The following is a 14,948-nucleotide window of genomic DNA, read 5'->3' on the forward strand; positions in this document are numbered from 1 at the left end:
CACAATTGCGGGTGTTGGATCGAGCAGTCCTTACGCACCTGTTGGTTATCCGTTTCACGGGAATAAGTGTAGGGTCCTGGAAGGTCGTGCGCTGCTTGTCCTTCGATCCGGTACGGAGAAGGGCATTATCAAGGTGAAGGCAACTTCTGACGGTTTGAGATCCGGTTCGGTTGCCATAACTAGTACCGCGACCCGGAAAATCGATCCGAGTTGAATAAGCGAGGCCTCGGTGCGATCTAATCCTTGTGACACCTGGCCCCGCAGCACGTAAGTTGGAGGTGCGGCGTGTGGAGCGCCAGCGCCTCAAGGAGTTGATCTGGCGTCGAACAGGGCCGGCCGGGCTGGTGCGGCGCGCGAGAATCATCGATGGGCTTGCACGCGGACAGGGGCTGACGGAGGTAGCCCGGCGGGTCGGATGCAGTGCGCGCAACGTGTGCAAGTGGCGCAGGCGCTGGGAGCAATCGCCATGTGTTGAGAGCCTGTTGGAAGCGGACCGCCCGGGCCGGCCGGCTCGGATTGCGCTTGAGGTGCGCTGTGCGGTGGTGCAGCTTGCATGCGACAGGCCGGACAAGCTGTACTCTGCGTTCCGTGACGTGTGGACGCTGCAGGCTCTGGCCGATGCGACCCAGAGGCAGACGGGCTGCGCGATCAGCCGCAGCACCGTGCAGCGGATCCTCAGCTCCCAGGGTTTGCGCCCGCACCGCGTGCGGCAATGGCTGCACAGCCCTGACCCCGATTTTGATGTGAAAGTGGCTGGTGTCTGCGAGCTGTACCTAGAGCCTGCGGCCTACCCTCAGGTGGTGTGCGTGGACGAAAAGCCGATGCAGGCGCTGGAGCGTAAGCACGCTACAGGTGTGGGTCGGGGCGGCGTCGTGCGTCGCGAGTTCGAGTACATCCGCAATGGCACCGCGTGCCTGCTCGCCGCTTTCGACATCCGCGACGGGCAGGTGCTCGGCCGGGTCGTGCCCGAGCGAACGGCCGAGGCCACCGTCGAGTTCATGGAGCAACTGGCGCGCGCCTACCCCCAGGGCGAGGTATACATCGTCTGGGACAACCTCAACACGCACTACGACGGCAAATCAAAGCGGTGGACGCAGTTCAACCGGCGGCATGGGGGCCGCTTCCATTTCGTCTACACGCCGAAACACGCATCGTGGATGAACCAAATCGAGGTCTGGTTCTCCATCCTGCATCGCCGCGTGCTGCGCTATGGCAGCTTCTTCAGCACCGGGCAGCTGGCGCTCGAGGTGCTTGCGTTCCTCCGTCACTGGAACCGGAGCGAGGCTCACCCGTTCCGCTGGACCTTCACCGGCAAGTTCACGCATACGCGTGCCCTGCCTAAAGCCGCATAGGCACCGACATGGCCAAGCACCCAGCGGACCAGATCGACGTAGAGGGGACCGAGGCGTTCCTGCGCCAGCACGGGCTCGAGCACCTGCGGATTCGCAAGCGCGGCGACACCCTGACTCTTGTCTCGGGACCCGAGCACGACCCCGTTGCGCACGCTCGGTTGCGCAAGGTGACTCGACAGTGGTGGACGCTCGAGATGCCCACTCACACTGGCCGCTGGGATAAGACCGGGCTCCGGGCGCCGCGCACTGAGGTCCTCCAAGCGCTCGTCCAACAGTTTCCCTGGACCCTCACGCCAATCGCCTGAGAGGCCGCGGACGTCGCGTCCGCCAGTTGCTCCCAACTCCACTGACGCTCCACGCCCAGAGGGCGTGGGTTCAGCAAGGCCGCTCGAAGGGGCCTGGTTCGTGAGGAAGGCCCCTCCGGGGCCGGCCGTTGCCATGCCCTTGCCCTTGCCCAAACTTTCATCGTTCGCTCGTCTTGATAGGCTTGACCAATATCGAGACGACCTGTTCGACTTCAGCGAGCGCCTCGACAATCACGTTGTCTTGAACCTCTCGACGCCGCCCGATGATGTCGAGCCAGGCGGCCACCTCGTTCGCGGAGCGTCGCGCCATCCGAGGCAAGGGCAAGGGCAAGGGCAGGGGCATGAAAAGCAGCAGGGACCGCTCGAAGCTTTTCGGGTCGCACGGCCCTAGGCCCTGGGTTTAGAGGAGGACTCAACCCGGACCGAACTTATGATCCGTTGTACTAGTGTCCTGCATCCGTGATTACGTACATAAGTCGGCGAGCAATTGGCGACGCTCGGGTCATCGAATCGACGCAGGCTGCGGTTCAATTTCGATGCAGTGCAGCGCTATTTCCAGGAGATAGCCAAACGGCGATCGATGGCGCGAGCGGTGTCAAGGGCCGGCGAATTATGTGCGGGATTTCGGATACAGGACACTAGCCCCCTTGAAGCAGCTGCGACAGGTCATCGTCGGACAGAGCGACGCGGGATGCGGCGAGACGCTCGCCGATGTCGGTCGTGCCGAAGTATGCGCCGGCGCACTGGACATGGATGAAGCCCGCGGGGCTGAAGCGACCGTCCTCGAAGAAGTCGAGCGCGATCCGCCAATGTCCCTTTGGGATGGGCTCTCGGCACTGGCGGCAGCGTGCGCGCCCAGTGGCGGCAGGTTCCAGCCGTACCAGACGCGGCAGGCGCCGGTGCTCGAGTCCTTGCAGGGCGAGCCGCCGTAGCCTCGCCAGGTCGTCGAGCGGCTGCGTGTGGTCATCGAGCGCTTGCAGGAACGACTCGGGTCTCTTGGACGCGCCGCAGACCGGGTGAAACCACAATGTCTGCTCGGTCTCGCCTTCGTCGTAGGGGTTTGGCAGACGCTCGCCGAAGCGCAGCGACCCCTTGGCGATGCGTTCTCCGCAGCCACGGCAGGTTGCTCTTCCGCTCTTGGCGGGCTCAAGCGAATGATTCATGGCACGACCTCATCGCCCCTCGAGTCCGCTGTCGTGTCGGGTTAGCATGCCGCCATGATACTGCGGGATCCGGTGCACGGGTTGCTCGCCTTCGAGGGGGACGCAGAGCGCGTGGTGACGGCCCTGTTGCAGAGCCGCGAAGTACAGCGCCTAAGGCACATCCGACAGCTGGGGCTGACCTCGCTCGTGTTTCCGGGAGCCGAGCATACCCGGTTCGCCCACGCGCTCGGTGCCGCCCACGTGATGTTGCGGCTGCTGGCTCGGCTGCGCGCGCTCGGCAGCCAACTACCTGCCCCAGAGCGGCCGGATCGGGAAGCGGAGCGCGACGCGCTGGCCGCGGCGCTGCTGCATGATCTCGGGCACGGACCGTTCTCGCATCTGTTCGAGGATGTGGTTCCCGAAGCACGCAGCCATGAGGCTTGGACGCACGAAATCATCTCGGATTCGGGAACGCAGGTTCATCGCGCGCTGCGCGGCTTGGATCCTGGTATGCCCGAACGCGTCACGGGCCTGCTTGGGGGCCACCATCGGTCGGGGTATTTGGCGCGTGCGGTCAGCGGTACGCTGGACGTCGATCGCTGTGACTATCTGTTGCGTGACAGTCACATGACGGGGGTGCGCTACGGCCTGTACGACCTGGACTGGCTGCTGCACGGTTTTTGCTTCGCGCGTGCCGGGGTGGAAGGTACGTGGGTCATCGCGATCGATGGTCGCAAGGGCTTGTCGGCGATCGAGGAGTTCTTCCTCGCTCGTCAGTTCATGTATCAGCAGGTCTACCATCACAAGTCCACCCGAGCGGCGGAAACGCTCATTCGGGCGATCCTCAAACGAGCCGCCGGGCTCGTTCGTGCTGGCGAGTGCCGGCTGCAAGTTCCCCCTGCGGTCAAGGCCGCGGCTCTTGGCGAGAAGGCTTCGCTGGGCGATTACCTCGATCTCGACGATGTGCAGCTGCTGGCCTGTTTTCGCTCCTGGCGGCGAGGATCCGATCCGGTGCTTGCCGACCTCACTGCCAGGTTGGCCGAGCGTCGCTTGCCCAAGACCCTGGACTTGCCCGAAGACGACAAGCTTTGGCGTGAGGCGCTGGTTTCGGCTCGTTCGTTGGCCCAAGAGCGCGGGTTCGATCCGGAGCTCACGGTGTGGTTGCACGTGGCCAGCGACGTGCCCTATCTGGAACCGGACGATCGCTCCTCAGCCGGATTGTGGGTTGCACAGGCCGGCGGACGCGTGCAGCGACTGGGACAGGCTTCTTTTCTTCTTGGGGAGCTGCGCAACAAGCCCATCGTGCGACCCTTGTTGATCGTCCCGGCAGAGCTCCGCAGCGAGCTCAAGTTGCTTGTCGAGTCGTCATAGACTTGCCTGGGAGTGGGTCGGCGGGTTATGCAGCCAACTGTCGTGACGCCGGCAGTCGGGCTCCATGTGGGAGCCGGCAAGGGGATTGTCCCGCGAGACAGTGGCAAAGCGCGTTGCGGTGCTGAGGATGACTGCGCCGTCACCCGTCGCGCGCGGCATGGGCCCGGCCGGATGGTCGCGCCGATGCCCGAGCGCTGGAGCTGGGCGTTTCATCCACGCAGTGTTTGTGTGGTGCTTACAGCAACAGCCATAGCGGGGAGGGCCTCCGGCGCCGGGAGTTCGGCTGACGTCAAGGTTGTACAGAGCTCATGGCAAAGATCCTCGTAGTTGATGATGAGCCAGGCGTCCGCGGCTCCCTTGCCGCCGTGCTCGCCGCCGAGGGCCACGAGGTGGAACAGGCCACCAGCGGCGAGCAGGCACGTGATCATATTCAAGGGGGAGCCTTCGATGTGGTCTTGACCGACCTCAAGATGCGTCCCGTGGACGGGATGGCTGTGTTGCAGCACGTCAAGGAAGTATCTCCCTGGACGGAGGTGTTCGTGGTCACGGGGCATGCATCCCTTCCAACAGCGGTCGAGGCCGTGCGGAGCGGCGCCTACGACTACATCGACAAATCGAGCACTCCGCCCGCAGAACTGGTCGTGAAGGTGGACAAAGCACTCGACAGCAGCCGTGTTAGGCGTGAGCTGGCCCAGTTCCGCCGTCAGAACCGCGAGCGATACGGTATCGAGAGCATCATCGGTTCGTCGCAACCCATTCGGGATGTCCTGCAGCGGATCCGGCGGATCGCGGCCACCGACACCACGGTGCTAATCACCGGAGAGAGTGGCACGGGCAAGGAACTGGTTGCTCGAGCGGTTCACACTTACTCCCAACGCGCAGATCGCCCCTTTATCTCGGTGAACTGTGCGGCCATCAGCGAGACCCTGCTGGAAAGCGAGCTGTTTGGCCACGTAAGAGGGGCTTTCACCGGCGCAGTCAGCACGCGTAAGGGTCTGTTCGAGGAGGCAAACGGTGGCACCTTCTTCTTCGACGAAATAGCGGAGACACCGCCGTCCTTTCAGGCGAAGCTGTTACGAGCGATTCAAGAGGGTGAGATACGCCGCCTTGGGGACAGCAAGGCCTACACCGTCGATGTCCGTGTGATTGCTGCGACGAACCAAGACCTGCAGCTAGCGATTCAGGAGAAGCGCTTTCGCCAGGACCTGTACTATCGTCTCAATGTCGCGCGTTTCGTGCTCCCCCCCCTGCGCGAAAGACCGGAGGACATCCTGCTGCTCGCGCAGTACTTCGTGGATAACTTCAATCGGAAGGCGCACGCCAGAGGGCAGATCCGCCTCGCTCCCGAGGTGCTTGAGTACCTCAGCAGCTATCGGTATCCAGGCAACGTTCGCGAGCTTGAGAACATGATCGAGCAGGGCGTGGCGCTCGCGGAGAACGAGACCGTACGGCTGGTCGATATCCTGCCACCTGAGCTTGGGTCATACCCTCCAGAACCAGCCGGTTCGGAGGCCCCGCAGCCCGAGGCAGCGCGGCTCGACGCTCCAAAGCCGCCGTCCCCCGAATCGGGTCGCGCCAACATGTCGCTGAAGCAAGTGCGCGATGAGGCGGAACGCCGGCACATCGAGTACGCGCTAGGTGAGGTCAACGGCAGCCGTGAGCAGGCTGCCAAGCTGCTCGGGCTCAGCCCGACGACGCTGTGGCGGAAGATGAAGCGACTCGGGATAGACTAGTACCGCTTGCCAGGGATTGTGATCGACTGGCGTCGAGGGCTGGCTAGCTCTGGATGGCACTCCTGAGGCGCTTGAAACGCGTATCGCAGAATCGGGCCCAGTTCATGACACGCGGGTATGCCTGAACGGACAGATTGGCACAGCTGCGGAACTCCACCAGGGCGGCACTGAGGAAAGGCCTGGCCTGGAATCGGATGATCTCGGCGTACATCTGGGCAATCTCGGGCTCGCTGTCGAGCTCGGCTGGGGACGGCAAGGCCTGCAGTGCCAAGGCCAGATCCTCCTGAAGCAAGCCCACGACCGCATGACCCACGATCTGCTCGCTGCGCGTCGCCTTGGACGACTGCAGCAAGTGGTACCGCAAGGCATCGATCGCTTCCTTACGTCGGCTAACCCAGTCCACGACCGCGGTGTCGATCCACTGCTGCAGTGTCGCGAATGACCTATCGGCCGGCGGTGCGGGAATCGTCATCTTCAGCACGCCCCGGGCCATCACCAAGCCCTGCCGTGCGTGCTCGCTGAACACAGCGCGATCGCCGGGGGCGCTAGGCAGCACGTCGAGCGAGGGCGCAGCGTGCGGATCGCCATGCCTAGCAGGTACCGGCCTTGGCGCTGCGCCGCAGCCTAGCAGCGCCAGTGTCGCCAAGGACAGCGCGAAAAGACGGCCGGCACGAAACGATGACCTATTCACAATGGAGAGCATACGGCAAGGGCAACCTAGGCTGCACCCCGCAACGACTGGTACCGTGAACCGCAGTCGTCGTCGGTACGCCTCGCCAGCGACCGCCAGCCCTCGCCGCCAACCGATCACAATCCCTGGCAAGCGGCACCAGTGCTCGGGAAGTCCGATCCGGGTTTTCTTCAGGGTAGGCCGCGGGCACGACCGAGCGCAGCGCGGCATCGACAAGGAAGGTGTCCTGGAACAGAGGTTCGGTCTGGTCCAACATCGCATCACTGAAAACCTGGATTTCCTAGTGACTACGAAAAACCGCACTTGTGCATTGTCGCCTTGCTCGAGCCAAGATCGATACTGGGTGAAATACCTCTGTCGTTCGGCGCCGGATCACAAAAATAAAGTGTTTGAATACAAGTACTTAACCAAACACTATGGGCCCAAAGGGTAAAAAACTCTGGCCAGGGCACGTCAGTTGCTTATACTCCAAAACGAGTCGCGCTCCCGTGCGCTGCCCCCCCTGTGCGGGGGCGCGGCTCCTTTTCAAAACGCGTAACCGTTCAGCCCCCCGCAAGTCGGGTTTACGGGCGGTCTTCCGGGGCAAGCGAGCCCGCAGGAATTACTTCGCCGGCTTTCGCAGGCTACTTGTGTTTCTGCGGTTGGAATCGGCTCTGGCGCGGCCCCTTGGCATGACGCGCCGTCCTGCTGATCAAGTGCTGCGTGAGTCCGACGACTGCGGCGCCATCTACGGAGTCCTTGGCATGACGCGCCGTCCTGCTGATCAAGTGCTGGTCAAGGCGGGGCGAGAAACCGGGGCGTTGTTGCGCGTGCCGTGCTACTCGGCCGGATGGCTCGGGGCAGGTGAGGCGGGGCAGACGGCTCGTTCTCGTGTCCGCTGCGGCAGGTTCACCGATCGGCAGGCGCCCGCTGGCACGACAGGCAGCAGAACGCTACCGGGTCCGAGTCGGAAATGGGAGCCTCGCCAACAGATGCGGCGCGAAAAGAGACAATACAGCCACAGGAACGCCAGCAGCAGATCCCGGACCGGCGCGAGCCAGAGGTAGCCGACGCGCATGGGCGCTCCCCGGGTCAGGCGTACGAGCCAGCCATCGCACAGTGCCTTGGTAAGCCCTAGCCACGCCACCCATCCGGCGAGCGCGTACGGCGCTCCGGCACTAACCCAGGCAGCCAAGGCGAATACGGTCGGATTGGCCATGAGGTCAGCAACATAGCCGGGCGCGGATACCACTGCCCGCATCTTGAGCCAACGTGCGTGGCGTTCCAGGAATCGCGCAACGCTCGTGTCCGCATTGACGTTGTTGGCTCGAACTCTGGAGAGCACGACGTTCTTGCCGTTCTTTCGGTACAGCTCTCCCAGTACGTAGTCCTCGGCAAGGACGTCTCCCACCACGGCAAGACCTCCGAGGGAATCAAGCTCGGAGCGGCGGAAAGCGAGGCACTTGCCGATGACGCAGGTGATGCCGGCGGCTGCCGACGCCAAGCAGGTCGCCGGCCCCGTGAAGGCGCTGAGCTGGAGGTTTTCCAGCGCCGCACCCACCGAGCGCTCACCCACTCCGACCACCACGCCGGTTAGCAGCGATGCCCTTCGCGTCAGGTATTCGCTGACCAGCTTGCGCAGCATGCCCGGCTCGATCCGCACATTGGCGTCGGACTGCACCACGAGATCGTGCCTCGCCGTCCGCAGCGCCCCTTGAAGATTCGCGACCTTGGGGTTGGCGCCGGTGTGGCGATCCGAAACCACGAACTTGCAAGCCACCTCAGGATAGCCTTCGGCGATGGCTCGCGCGATGGCGATGCCGGGATCGGCAGGATCGGTGCTGGAGAATACGATCTCAAAGCCGGGTGGATAATCCTGCTCGAAGAACGAGCGCAGGTTATCGGCCAGTTCGTCTTCGATCCCCTTGATCGGTTTGAGCAGCGTGATCGGCGGCAGCCGTGCCTGTGCGAAGCGCCTCGGTCGGCCGAAGTGACGCCAGGTGGCCCACACTCCGGCGCAGTAAATGGTTGCCGCCACGACGGTGCATGCCAGCAGGCACCAGCTAAGCGCGGTCAACATGGGGTCCCGTCCAGGAATCAGTGCAGCGCATCGCTCGGAGTGAGGAGCCAGCGACTATGGCACCTAACCCCCAGCCAAAGCAAACTCGATGTCGCCACCGGCTTGTGGCATACTTGCGTGCCTGTTCGGTCGGCCCAAAGGGCCCATCCCAGGATAACTGGTCGAGACCGGCCGTGCAGGGTGGATGCGATCGCCGGCGCGCCCGGAGCATGCGGTTGGAATCGACAGAGTCCGCAGGATTGCCAATAGCAGCGCTATTGCGAGGGTTTTTGCGAGGACGAAAGCCGCGAGCGCGCCGCCCTGCACGGCCGCAGCCGATCGAGTTATTCTCGGACGGGCCCTAAGGGTGCTGGGATGAAAGAGGGCTCACGGTCTCGGGAGGGTCCTCGGATTCGTGCCGGGTTCCTGGATGCTGAGCGCTTCGGCAGGCTGGTGATTGCTTGGACCAGCAGCGGCCTGTGTCGGCTGTGGTGGTCCGTGCAAGAAACTCCAGCGCAATTGCTGCCGCCCGAGCCCGTACCATCGGGGTTCAGCGAGCCCTTGCACAGCTACTTCGCCGGTGAGGAAGTCGACCCCACCAGTTTGCCCGTGGATCTGCGCGGCACCGCCTTTCAGCTGCAGGTGTGGCATGAGCTGCGACGCATCCGGCGCGGGCAGGTGCGCACGTACGCGGCGGTAGCCAGCAGGATCGGATCACCTCGTGCCACGCGAGCCGTAGGCGCTGCCAACGCAGCCAATCCACTGCCCATCGTCGTTCCATGCCACCGGGTCGTCGCCGCGGGCTTCTGCCTCGGTGGCTATTCGGCCGGTCTCGATCGGAAGCGTCGCTTGCTCGAGCTCGAAGGTGTGCGCGTAGTGCAGGAGCGCGTGCGACCAGGCCAGCTGCAGCTGCTTTAGATCTAGGGCTAGCCTCAGTACCCCTTGGGTAGCTTGGTGTCGTCGGCGGTATCGAGAGCGAAGCGGATGAAGGCGCTGCGGCTCATCTTGCGGAAACCCGAGCGCTTGAGCTCAGCCACCTTGGCGTCGAGCCGCTCCAGGTCTTCACGGTAGAGCGAGATGCAGATGACTTGATAGTGGTCGGCCGCAGGGCGCTGATTGCGTTTTGGGTCTTTTTCAGCAGCCGCTGGCGGCACGTAGAAGCGGTCACGTAGAACCTGCCCCACTTCATCGCCATCCAAGATATCGTTCATCGCTGCGCGCGCGCTTTGCTTCATCGTACCTCTCCCTTCTAGAGGGCCTGCTGCACGGGTGCTGGCCCGACTGGGTGGCTGGAACGCGGTTGCTCCGGCGTCAGGGTAAGCTGCTCGATGCGCGCGGCCAGGCGCAGGTAGTCGGCCGCTCCGTGGCTGGTGGGCGCGTATTCGAAGATGGTCTGCTTGGCGCTCGGCGCTTCCTTGAGCCGGGTGTTGATCCGGACGGCTGCGAAACAGCGCTCCGCAAAATTGTCCTGGAGCGTCTTGAGCGCCTCGCGGCACATCCGGTTGCGCACGTCGTAGAAGGTTGGAATGACGCCCAGCAGCTCCACACGGTGTCCGAGAAGCCGGCGAACCTGCTTCAGGGTTCCGAGCACCTGCCGCACGCCTACCAGGCTCAGGTACTCGCAGGCGACGGGGATGACCACGCTGTCGGCCAGGACCAAGACGTTTTGGTTCATGAGTGAAAGCGCGGGAGCACAGTCGATCACTACGCGGTCGTAGCTGGCACAAGCTCCGGCGAGCTGCTCTCTCATCACACGGTCGCGGTTCGGCCTGGTGGCAAGAAAGAGCTCGGCTGCCGCAAGCAGCTCGTTCGATGTCAGCACGTCCAGGTTGGGACGCACGGGCACAACGGCTTGCGACGCGGGCGTGCCTACGACGAGCGTGTGATACAGGGTGCGCTCGCCTCGAATGCCCAACGAGGCCCCGACGTTGCCTTGTCCGTCGGCGTCGATGAGCAACACGCGCTGCCCTCGCTCTGCCAGGGCCGCGGCTACATTGACCGCGGTGGTAGTCTTGCCCGTCCCTCCCTTGTGGTTGAACACAGCGATGCGCTTGGGCGTCGGCCGCGTTTCGCGCCGTCCGGGCGCTGCACGACCCGTGGTGAGGCAAGCGCTGCCGCAGTAGTAACGCGTTGCTCCGTCTGCTACTGCCACCTGGTACGGGTACTCGAGCTCGAAATGTCGGCCGCAGATACTGCAGGTGCTTTCGCGCTCGGAGCCGAGGGCCGATTGGAGGCAGCGTTGGGAGCAGTAGTAATGGAACGAGCCGCCACTCTCGCGCACCTGATAGCGGAACATGATGCGAAAGCTGCTGCTGCAAGTACTGCATGTGGCGCCGGGCAGTTGCATGGTCTCTGACTCCAAGCCGCTGGTTAGGGCCCATCCTTTGCGCGGGCCCTTATCAAGCACTTAGTGATGTGCCTTTCCTGATTACGCCTGGTTTGCTGCGTTGGCAAAAAAATGGATCGGCCCTTTCCACAGCTATCGCGCACGCGGGGCAGTATGCGACCCTGGCTCCATGGTCTGGTGCCGGCAGCTCTCGACGGGTCGATGCCTCGCGCTCTTGTTGGCGGTCAGTTTCGTGGCGGGCTGCAGCGAGGGGGACGGCAAAGGGCATGCCCCCTCTAGGACGCCCGCAAATCGGCCGCTGCCCGGCCCTGTGTCACCCTTACCTGGGCCAAGGATCGACGGCGCGGTCCGCAGTGCAGGGCGGCTCAAGCTTGCCACTTGGAACATCGCCTGGCTGCACAGGCTCGAGGGCCAGGGGCAGATTCCGCGCGAGCGGCGCGACTACGCAAGGCTGAGGGGCTACGCCGACAGGCTCCAAGCGGACGTAATCGCGCTGCAGGAAGTGGATGGAGAGCAAGCCGCACGGCGTGTCTTCGACCCGGACCTATACGCCTTTCACTTCTCGGCTCGAATCGGCGAGCAGCGAACGGGGTTTGCTTACAAACGCACGCTCCAGGCGATGCCGAATCCGGACTACCGCGCCCTCGACATCGGGGGGCTCCGGCGCGGTGCGGATCTCACCCTGCAACACGCTGGAAGGGAGCTTCGCCTGCTGAGCGTCCACCTGAAGTCCGGCTGTTTCGACGGACCGCTGACGGCCCAGAGCACCAGCTGCAAGAAGCTGGCTCGACAGCTGCCCATCCTGGAGCGCTGGATCGATGAGCGCGCTCGCGAAGGCACGCCGTTTGGGGTGCTCGGGGACTTCAATCGCCGCATGTTCGCGTTCCCTGACCCCTTTTGGCGGGAAATCGACGATGCCCAGCCTCCGAACGCAGAGCTGTCGAGCCCCACCGACGGTGCTGCCTCGCGGTGCTGGGACGGCAGGTACCCTGACTTCATAGACCACATCGTGCTGGGCAGGCAGGTCGCAGGCTGGGCCGTGCGCGATTCGTTCGCGCAGCTCGTTTACGACGCCGCTCATGCTCCCAACGAAATGCAGCTGTCGGATCACTGCCCCATCTCGGTGCTGTTGGACGTGCCACCATAGGGTCGGCCCGTGGGATCGGGGGGCGCGAGCGAGCGCTTTGCTGACGCGTTCAAGCCGATCGGCACCGCCTCCGCAATCGGACCTCGGCCTCTGCATCGGAGCGCCGTAAGACCGAATGCAGCTGCTCGGTTTTGCCGAAGCCAACCGACATGTCCGTAAGACTCGCAAGCGATCGAACGGGTCGCATGGTGAGCCCCGGTGCTTAGGCGATCGGGGGCCGGCTGTTCAGCAGGACGTTTCGGCCTCCAGCCAGCGCAGGTAAGGTGCGAACCCTTGCATAATAGGAAGTGCAACGATGCACGGGCACTCGTACGGGTGCGCCGCCTCGAGGTGCTCTATCAGTGCTGCGACCCGCTCCGCGGGCGTCTTCGCGATGAGGACCGCCTCCGTATCTTCTTCAAGCTGCCCGTGCCACCAGTAGATGGACGTCATCGGTTCGAGTACGTTGGCGCACGCCGCAAGGCGCTGCTGCACCAGACTGCGTCCGAGCGCCAAAGCAGTGTCCCGGTTCGGAGCTGTGACGTACACCAGGCGATGCCCCCCTTGCTCGGACGTGACCCGCGGCGCTACCGTCGATTCCGGCATATCACTGGAGCTATCAGGCCCGCCGGCGGAATGCAACGGCCCGCCATCTCGATTCGGGTCTCCGGAAGGGCGCCGTCATTCGCGCCCTGCGGAGCCACCATGATCGAATCCTCGCGTATCACCCGGGCTGTCATAGTCCCGGCCCTTCTTCTTGGGAGTCTGGTTGCCTGTGCAGCGCCACGCAGTGTCATCGAGCGTTCCACGCCGGTCGCGGACGATTCCGCGCGGGCAGCGGGCGCCGAGCCGCGCGGGCTTTGGGATCCGCTCGGGGCCGTGGACTCCCTGACGAGATTTGGGTCAGATGAGTTCAGCCGGCGCTGCTCACAAGGAGCGAGCAGGGTCCGAAAAAGCCCACGTCGTCAGATTGGCCAAGTCTTGGCGGATCCTGTCGGTTGATCGAGGTCCAAGCGTGGTCCAAGGTGTAGGCCGCCTGGCCGCAGTCTTCACACAGGGCAGGCACGAACCGGTGTCTGCTGCCTCGGGCAGAGCTTGGTACGACCCATGCGTCTAAGGAGCCATGCTTGACGGATCCGAAGGTTGCCTCGCCGGCATATGCGGGCGGGACCACGTTAGCCAGATTGGGCGTGCTGTGGGCATCGCTGCGCTTGCGCTGGGATTGAGCGTCCTCGGAGGCTGTGGTGGGCGAGGCAAGGATGCGGCTTCCGACCAGAGGCGCAAGCAGAGCGAGCAGGCCGTACCGGTGCAGCTGGCGGCGCTCGAGCTCGGTCGGATCGAGGCGGTGCTGCGCTTTTCCAGCAACCTGGAAGCGGAGAAATCGGTCAGGGTGCTGGCGCGAGCGGGTGGTCAGGTGACCCAGATCGAGGTCGAGGAGGGAGCAGAGGTCGAGCGCGATCAAGTGCTGCTGCGGCTCCAGAACGACGAACAGACCAGTCGCCTGGCAAGAACGCGCGCGGAGTTGGCGCTGGCGCGCCGCCAATACGGCAACCTCCGCTCCCTTCATGCCGAAGGCGCCGTCAGCGATCAGGCCTTCGACCAGGCAGACTACGATCTGAAGCGGCTCACCCTGCTCAAGAAGGATGCCGAGCGCGACCTGCGCTACACCGTGCTGCGTGCCCCGATCGCAGGTGTGGTCACACAGAGGCTGGTGAAGCTTGGCGACACCCTGTCGGTGGGGCAGCACGCCTTCGATGTGGTCGATTTCGACTCGATCGTGGCACGGGTCTTTGTACCCGAGAAGCAGCTGTCTCGTGTCAGGCCTGGGCTAGCTGCTCGCATCCGGGCCGAGGCTCTGCCCGGAAGCCATCGTGGGGCCATCGTGCGGATCGCACCCGTGGTCGATCCGCGCACCGGTACCGTGAAAGCCACGGTCGCCATCCCGCGAAACGACGCGCTGCGCCCCGGCATGTTCGCGGAGGTCGAGCTGGTCACGGCGGTGCACGAGCAGGCCTTGCTGCTACCGAAGCGCGCGCTCGTGTACGATAACGACTTGGCCTATGCCTTCAAGCTCGGGGACGCCTTGCGGGTGAAACGCCTGCGGGTCGAGCCCCGGCTCGAGAACCAGGAGTTCGTGGAACCCGGGCGCGGTTTTGCTCGCGGCGACCGCGTGGTGGTCGCTGGCCAGGCCGGCTTGAAGCACGGTTCGCTGGTCAAGATCGTGGCCGAGGACGGCTCGGGCAAAGCTCAAGCCGCGGTTCGCGTGGATGCCGAGAACGCCGTGCGATGACGGCTGGGCAGCGCGTGAGCAGCTTTGCGATTTCGCGGCCCGTGGCCGTTCTCATGGTCTTCGTGGCTGCCGTGGTCTTCGGCTACTTCTCGTACGAGCGCTTGCCCCGCAGCCTCATGCCGGAGCTGAGCTACCCCACGATGACCGTCCGCACACGCTATCCTGGTGCGGCGCCCGAAGAGGTGGAAAAGGACTTGAGCCGCCCCCTGGAGGAGGCGCTCGGGGTGATCGGCGGACTGCAGCGGATCAGCAGCATCAGTCGGGCGGGTGTCTCGGACGTGGTTCTCGAGTTTGCGTGGGACGTCGAGATGTCGGAGGCGGTTCAGGACGCCCTCGAGAAGATCGACCTGCTACGGCTTCCCGAGGACGCAGAGCGGCCCCTCATCCTGCGCTTCGACCCCAGCCTCGACCCGGTAATGGAGCTCAGCCTATCGAGCGCGCGCAGTGACGCGACCGGGGAGCCGGAGCTGCGGCGTCTCAGGCGCATCGGTGAGCTGCAGGTCAGGCGAGCGCTCGAGCCGGTCAAGGGGGTTGCCGCGGTGCGCGTGCGAGG

The 14,948-nt window shown here is 64.3% G+C and carries 15 protein-coding genes; 8 read left to right on the top strand and 7 right to left on the bottom strand.

Annotated features, from left to right (window positions below):
• Positions 1-287: 287 nt before the first annotated feature.
• Complete coding sequence (locus MJD61_10220) at positions 288-1,352, top strand: IS630 family transposase (GenBank protein MCG8555645.1); 1,065 nt, start codon at positions 288-290, stop codon at positions 1,350-1,352.
• Positions 1,353-1,360: 8 nt separating this feature from the next.
• Positions 1,361-1,657 carry a hypothetical protein gene (locus MJD61_10225; GenBank protein ID MCG8555646.1) on the top strand — a complete coding sequence of 99 codons (297 nt, stop codon included), beginning with the start codon at positions 1,361-1,363 and terminating at the stop codon, positions 1,655-1,657.
• A gap of 157 nt (positions 1,658-1,814) precedes the next feature.
• Here the strand turns inward: MJD61_10225 and MJD61_10230 are convergent, their stop codons facing one another.
• Complete coding sequence (locus MJD61_10230; protein MCG8555647.1) at positions 1,815-2,000, bottom strand: hypothetical protein; 186 nt, start codon at positions 1,998-2,000, stop codon at positions 1,815-1,817.
• 295 nt (positions 2,001-2,295) lie between these two features.
• Positions 2,296-2,820 carry a PARP-type zinc finger-containing protein gene (locus MJD61_10235; GenBank protein MCG8555648.1) on the bottom strand — a complete coding sequence of 175 codons (525 nt, stop codon included), beginning with the start codon at positions 2,818-2,820 and terminating at the stop codon, positions 2,296-2,298.
• Positions 2,821-2,874: 54 nt separating this feature from the next.
• On the opposite strand from MJD61_10235, the gene MJD61_10240 reads away from it, so the two are divergent.
• Together MJD61_10240 and MJD61_10245 are read left to right on the top strand one after the other, a co-directional pair.
• Positions 2,875-4,170, top strand: coding sequence for an HD domain-containing protein (locus MJD61_10240; protein ID MCG8555649.1), 1,296 nt, complete (start codon positions 2,875-2,877; stop codon positions 4,168-4,170).
• Between the two features lie 308 nt (positions 4,171-4,478).
• A complete protein-coding gene (locus MJD61_10245) occupies positions 4,479-5,903 on the top strand; it encodes a sigma-54 dependent transcriptional regulator (protein MCG8555650.1) in 1,425 nt (474 codons plus the stop codon).
• Between the two features lie 43 nt (positions 5,904-5,946).
• On the opposite strand, the gene MJD61_10250 is transcribed toward MJD61_10245, so the two are convergent.
• Both MJD61_10250 and MJD61_10255 read right to left on the bottom strand, forming a co-directional pair.
• Positions 5,947-6,594: a hypothetical protein gene (locus MJD61_10250; protein MCG8555651.1), complete on the bottom strand. Its 648-nt coding sequence runs from the start codon at positions 6,592-6,594 to the stop codon at positions 5,947-5,949.
• An 817-nt stretch (positions 6,595-7,411) separates the two neighbouring features.
• The gene (locus tag MJD61_10255) at positions 7,412-8,653 is read right to left on the bottom strand and encodes a glycosyltransferase (protein MCG8555652.1); all 1,242 of its coding nucleotides are present in this window, start codon (positions 8,651-8,653) and stop codon (positions 7,412-7,414) included.
• A gap of 354 nt (positions 8,654-9,007) precedes the next feature.
• Between MJD61_10255 and MJD61_10260 the strand changes: the two genes are divergently transcribed.
• A complete protein-coding gene (locus MJD61_10260; protein MCG8555653.1) occupies positions 9,008-9,550 on the top strand; it encodes a methylated-DNA--[protein]-cysteine S-methyltransferase in 543 nt (180 codons plus the stop codon).
• 14 nt (positions 9,551-9,564) lie between these two features.
• On the opposite strand, the gene MJD61_10265 is transcribed toward MJD61_10260, so the two are convergent.
• Together MJD61_10265 and MJD61_10270 are read right to left on the bottom strand one after the other, a co-directional pair.
• Entirely contained in the window at positions 9,565-9,867 is a 303-nt protein-coding gene (locus MJD61_10265) for a hypothetical protein (GenBank protein ID MCG8555654.1), read from the bottom strand.
• A gap of 14 nt (positions 9,868-9,881) precedes the next feature.
• A complete protein-coding gene (locus MJD61_10270) occupies positions 9,882-10,979 on the bottom strand; it encodes an AAA family ATPase (GenBank protein MCG8555655.1) in 1,098 nt (365 codons plus the stop codon).
• 169 nt (positions 10,980-11,148) lie between these two features.
• Here MJD61_10270 and MJD61_10275 point away from each other — a divergent pair, with 169 nt between their 5' ends.
• On the top strand, positions 11,149-12,126 hold the full coding sequence (locus MJD61_10275) for an endonuclease/exonuclease/phosphatase family protein (GenBank protein ID MCG8555656.1): 978 nt from the start codon (positions 11,149-11,151) through the stop codon (positions 12,124-12,126).
• Between the two features lie 225 nt (positions 12,127-12,351).
• Here the strand turns inward: MJD61_10275 and MJD61_10280 are convergent, their stop codons facing one another.
• Entirely contained in the window at positions 12,352-12,711 is a 360-nt protein-coding gene (locus MJD61_10280; protein ID MCG8555657.1) for a divalent-cation tolerance protein CutA, read from the bottom strand.
• 517 nt (positions 12,712-13,228) lie between these two features.
• Here MJD61_10280 and MJD61_10285 point away from each other — a divergent pair.
• On the top strand, positions 13,229-14,395 hold the full coding sequence (locus MJD61_10285) for an efflux RND transporter periplasmic adaptor subunit (protein ID MCG8555658.1): 1,167 nt from the start codon (positions 13,229-13,231) through the stop codon (positions 14,393-14,395).
• Positions 14,392-14,948: efflux RND transporter permease subunit (locus MJD61_10290; protein ID MCG8555659.1), on the top strand; the 557-nt coding region annotated here is incomplete at its 3' end. The genes MJD61_10285 and MJD61_10290, both read left to right, overlap by 4 nt.

The sequence above is a fragment of the Pseudomonadota bacterium genome (genome assembly GCA_022361155.1).
Lineage (GTDB): Bacteria > Myxococcota_A > Polyangia > Polyangiales > JAKSBK01 > JAKSBK01.

Excerpts from the sequence above, each read along its gene's own strand:
- MJD61_10225 (MCG8555646.1), top strand. The coding sequence starts at position 1,361 with ATGGCCAAGCACCCAGCGGACCAGATCGACGTAGAGGGGACCGAGGCG.
- MJD61_10230 (MCG8555647.1), bottom strand. The coding sequence starts at position 2,000 with ATGCCCCTGCCCTTGCCCTTGCCCTTGCCTCGGATGGCGCGACGCTCC.
- MJD61_10235 (MCG8555648.1), bottom strand. The coding sequence starts at position 2,820 with ATGAATCATTCGCTTGAGCCCGCCAAGAGCGGAAGAGCAACCTGCCGT.
- MJD61_10240 (MCG8555649.1), top strand. The coding sequence starts at position 2,875 with ATGATACTGCGGGATCCGGTGCACGGGTTGCTCGCCTTCGAGGGGGAC.
- MJD61_10245 (MCG8555650.1), top strand. The coding sequence starts at position 4,479 with ATGGCAAAGATCCTCGTAGTTGATGATGAGCCAGGCGTCCGCGGCTCC.
- MJD61_10255 (MCG8555652.1), bottom strand. The coding sequence starts at position 8,653 with ATGTTGACCGCGCTTAGCTGGTGCCTGCTGGCATGCACCGTCGTGGCG.
- MJD61_10260 (MCG8555653.1), top strand. The coding sequence starts at position 9,008 with ATGAAAGAGGGCTCACGGTCTCGGGAGGGTCCTCGGATTCGTGCCGGG.
- MJD61_10265 (MCG8555654.1), bottom strand. The coding sequence starts at position 9,867 with ATGAAGCAAAGCGCGCGCGCAGCGATGAACGATATCTTGGATGGCGAT.
- MJD61_10270 (MCG8555655.1), bottom strand. The coding sequence starts at position 10,979 with ATGCAACTGCCCGGCGCCACATGCAGTACTTGCAGCAGCAGCTTTCGC.
- MJD61_10275 (MCG8555656.1), top strand. The coding sequence starts at position 11,149 with ATGGTCTGGTGCCGGCAGCTCTCGACGGGTCGATGCCTCGCGCTCTTG.
- MJD61_10280 (MCG8555657.1), bottom strand. The coding sequence starts at position 12,711 with ATGCCGGAATCGACGGTAGCGCCGCGGGTCACGTCCGAGCAAGGGGGG.
- MJD61_10285 (MCG8555658.1), top strand. The coding sequence starts at position 13,229 with ATGCTTGACGGATCCGAAGGTTGCCTCGCCGGCATATGCGGGCGGGAC.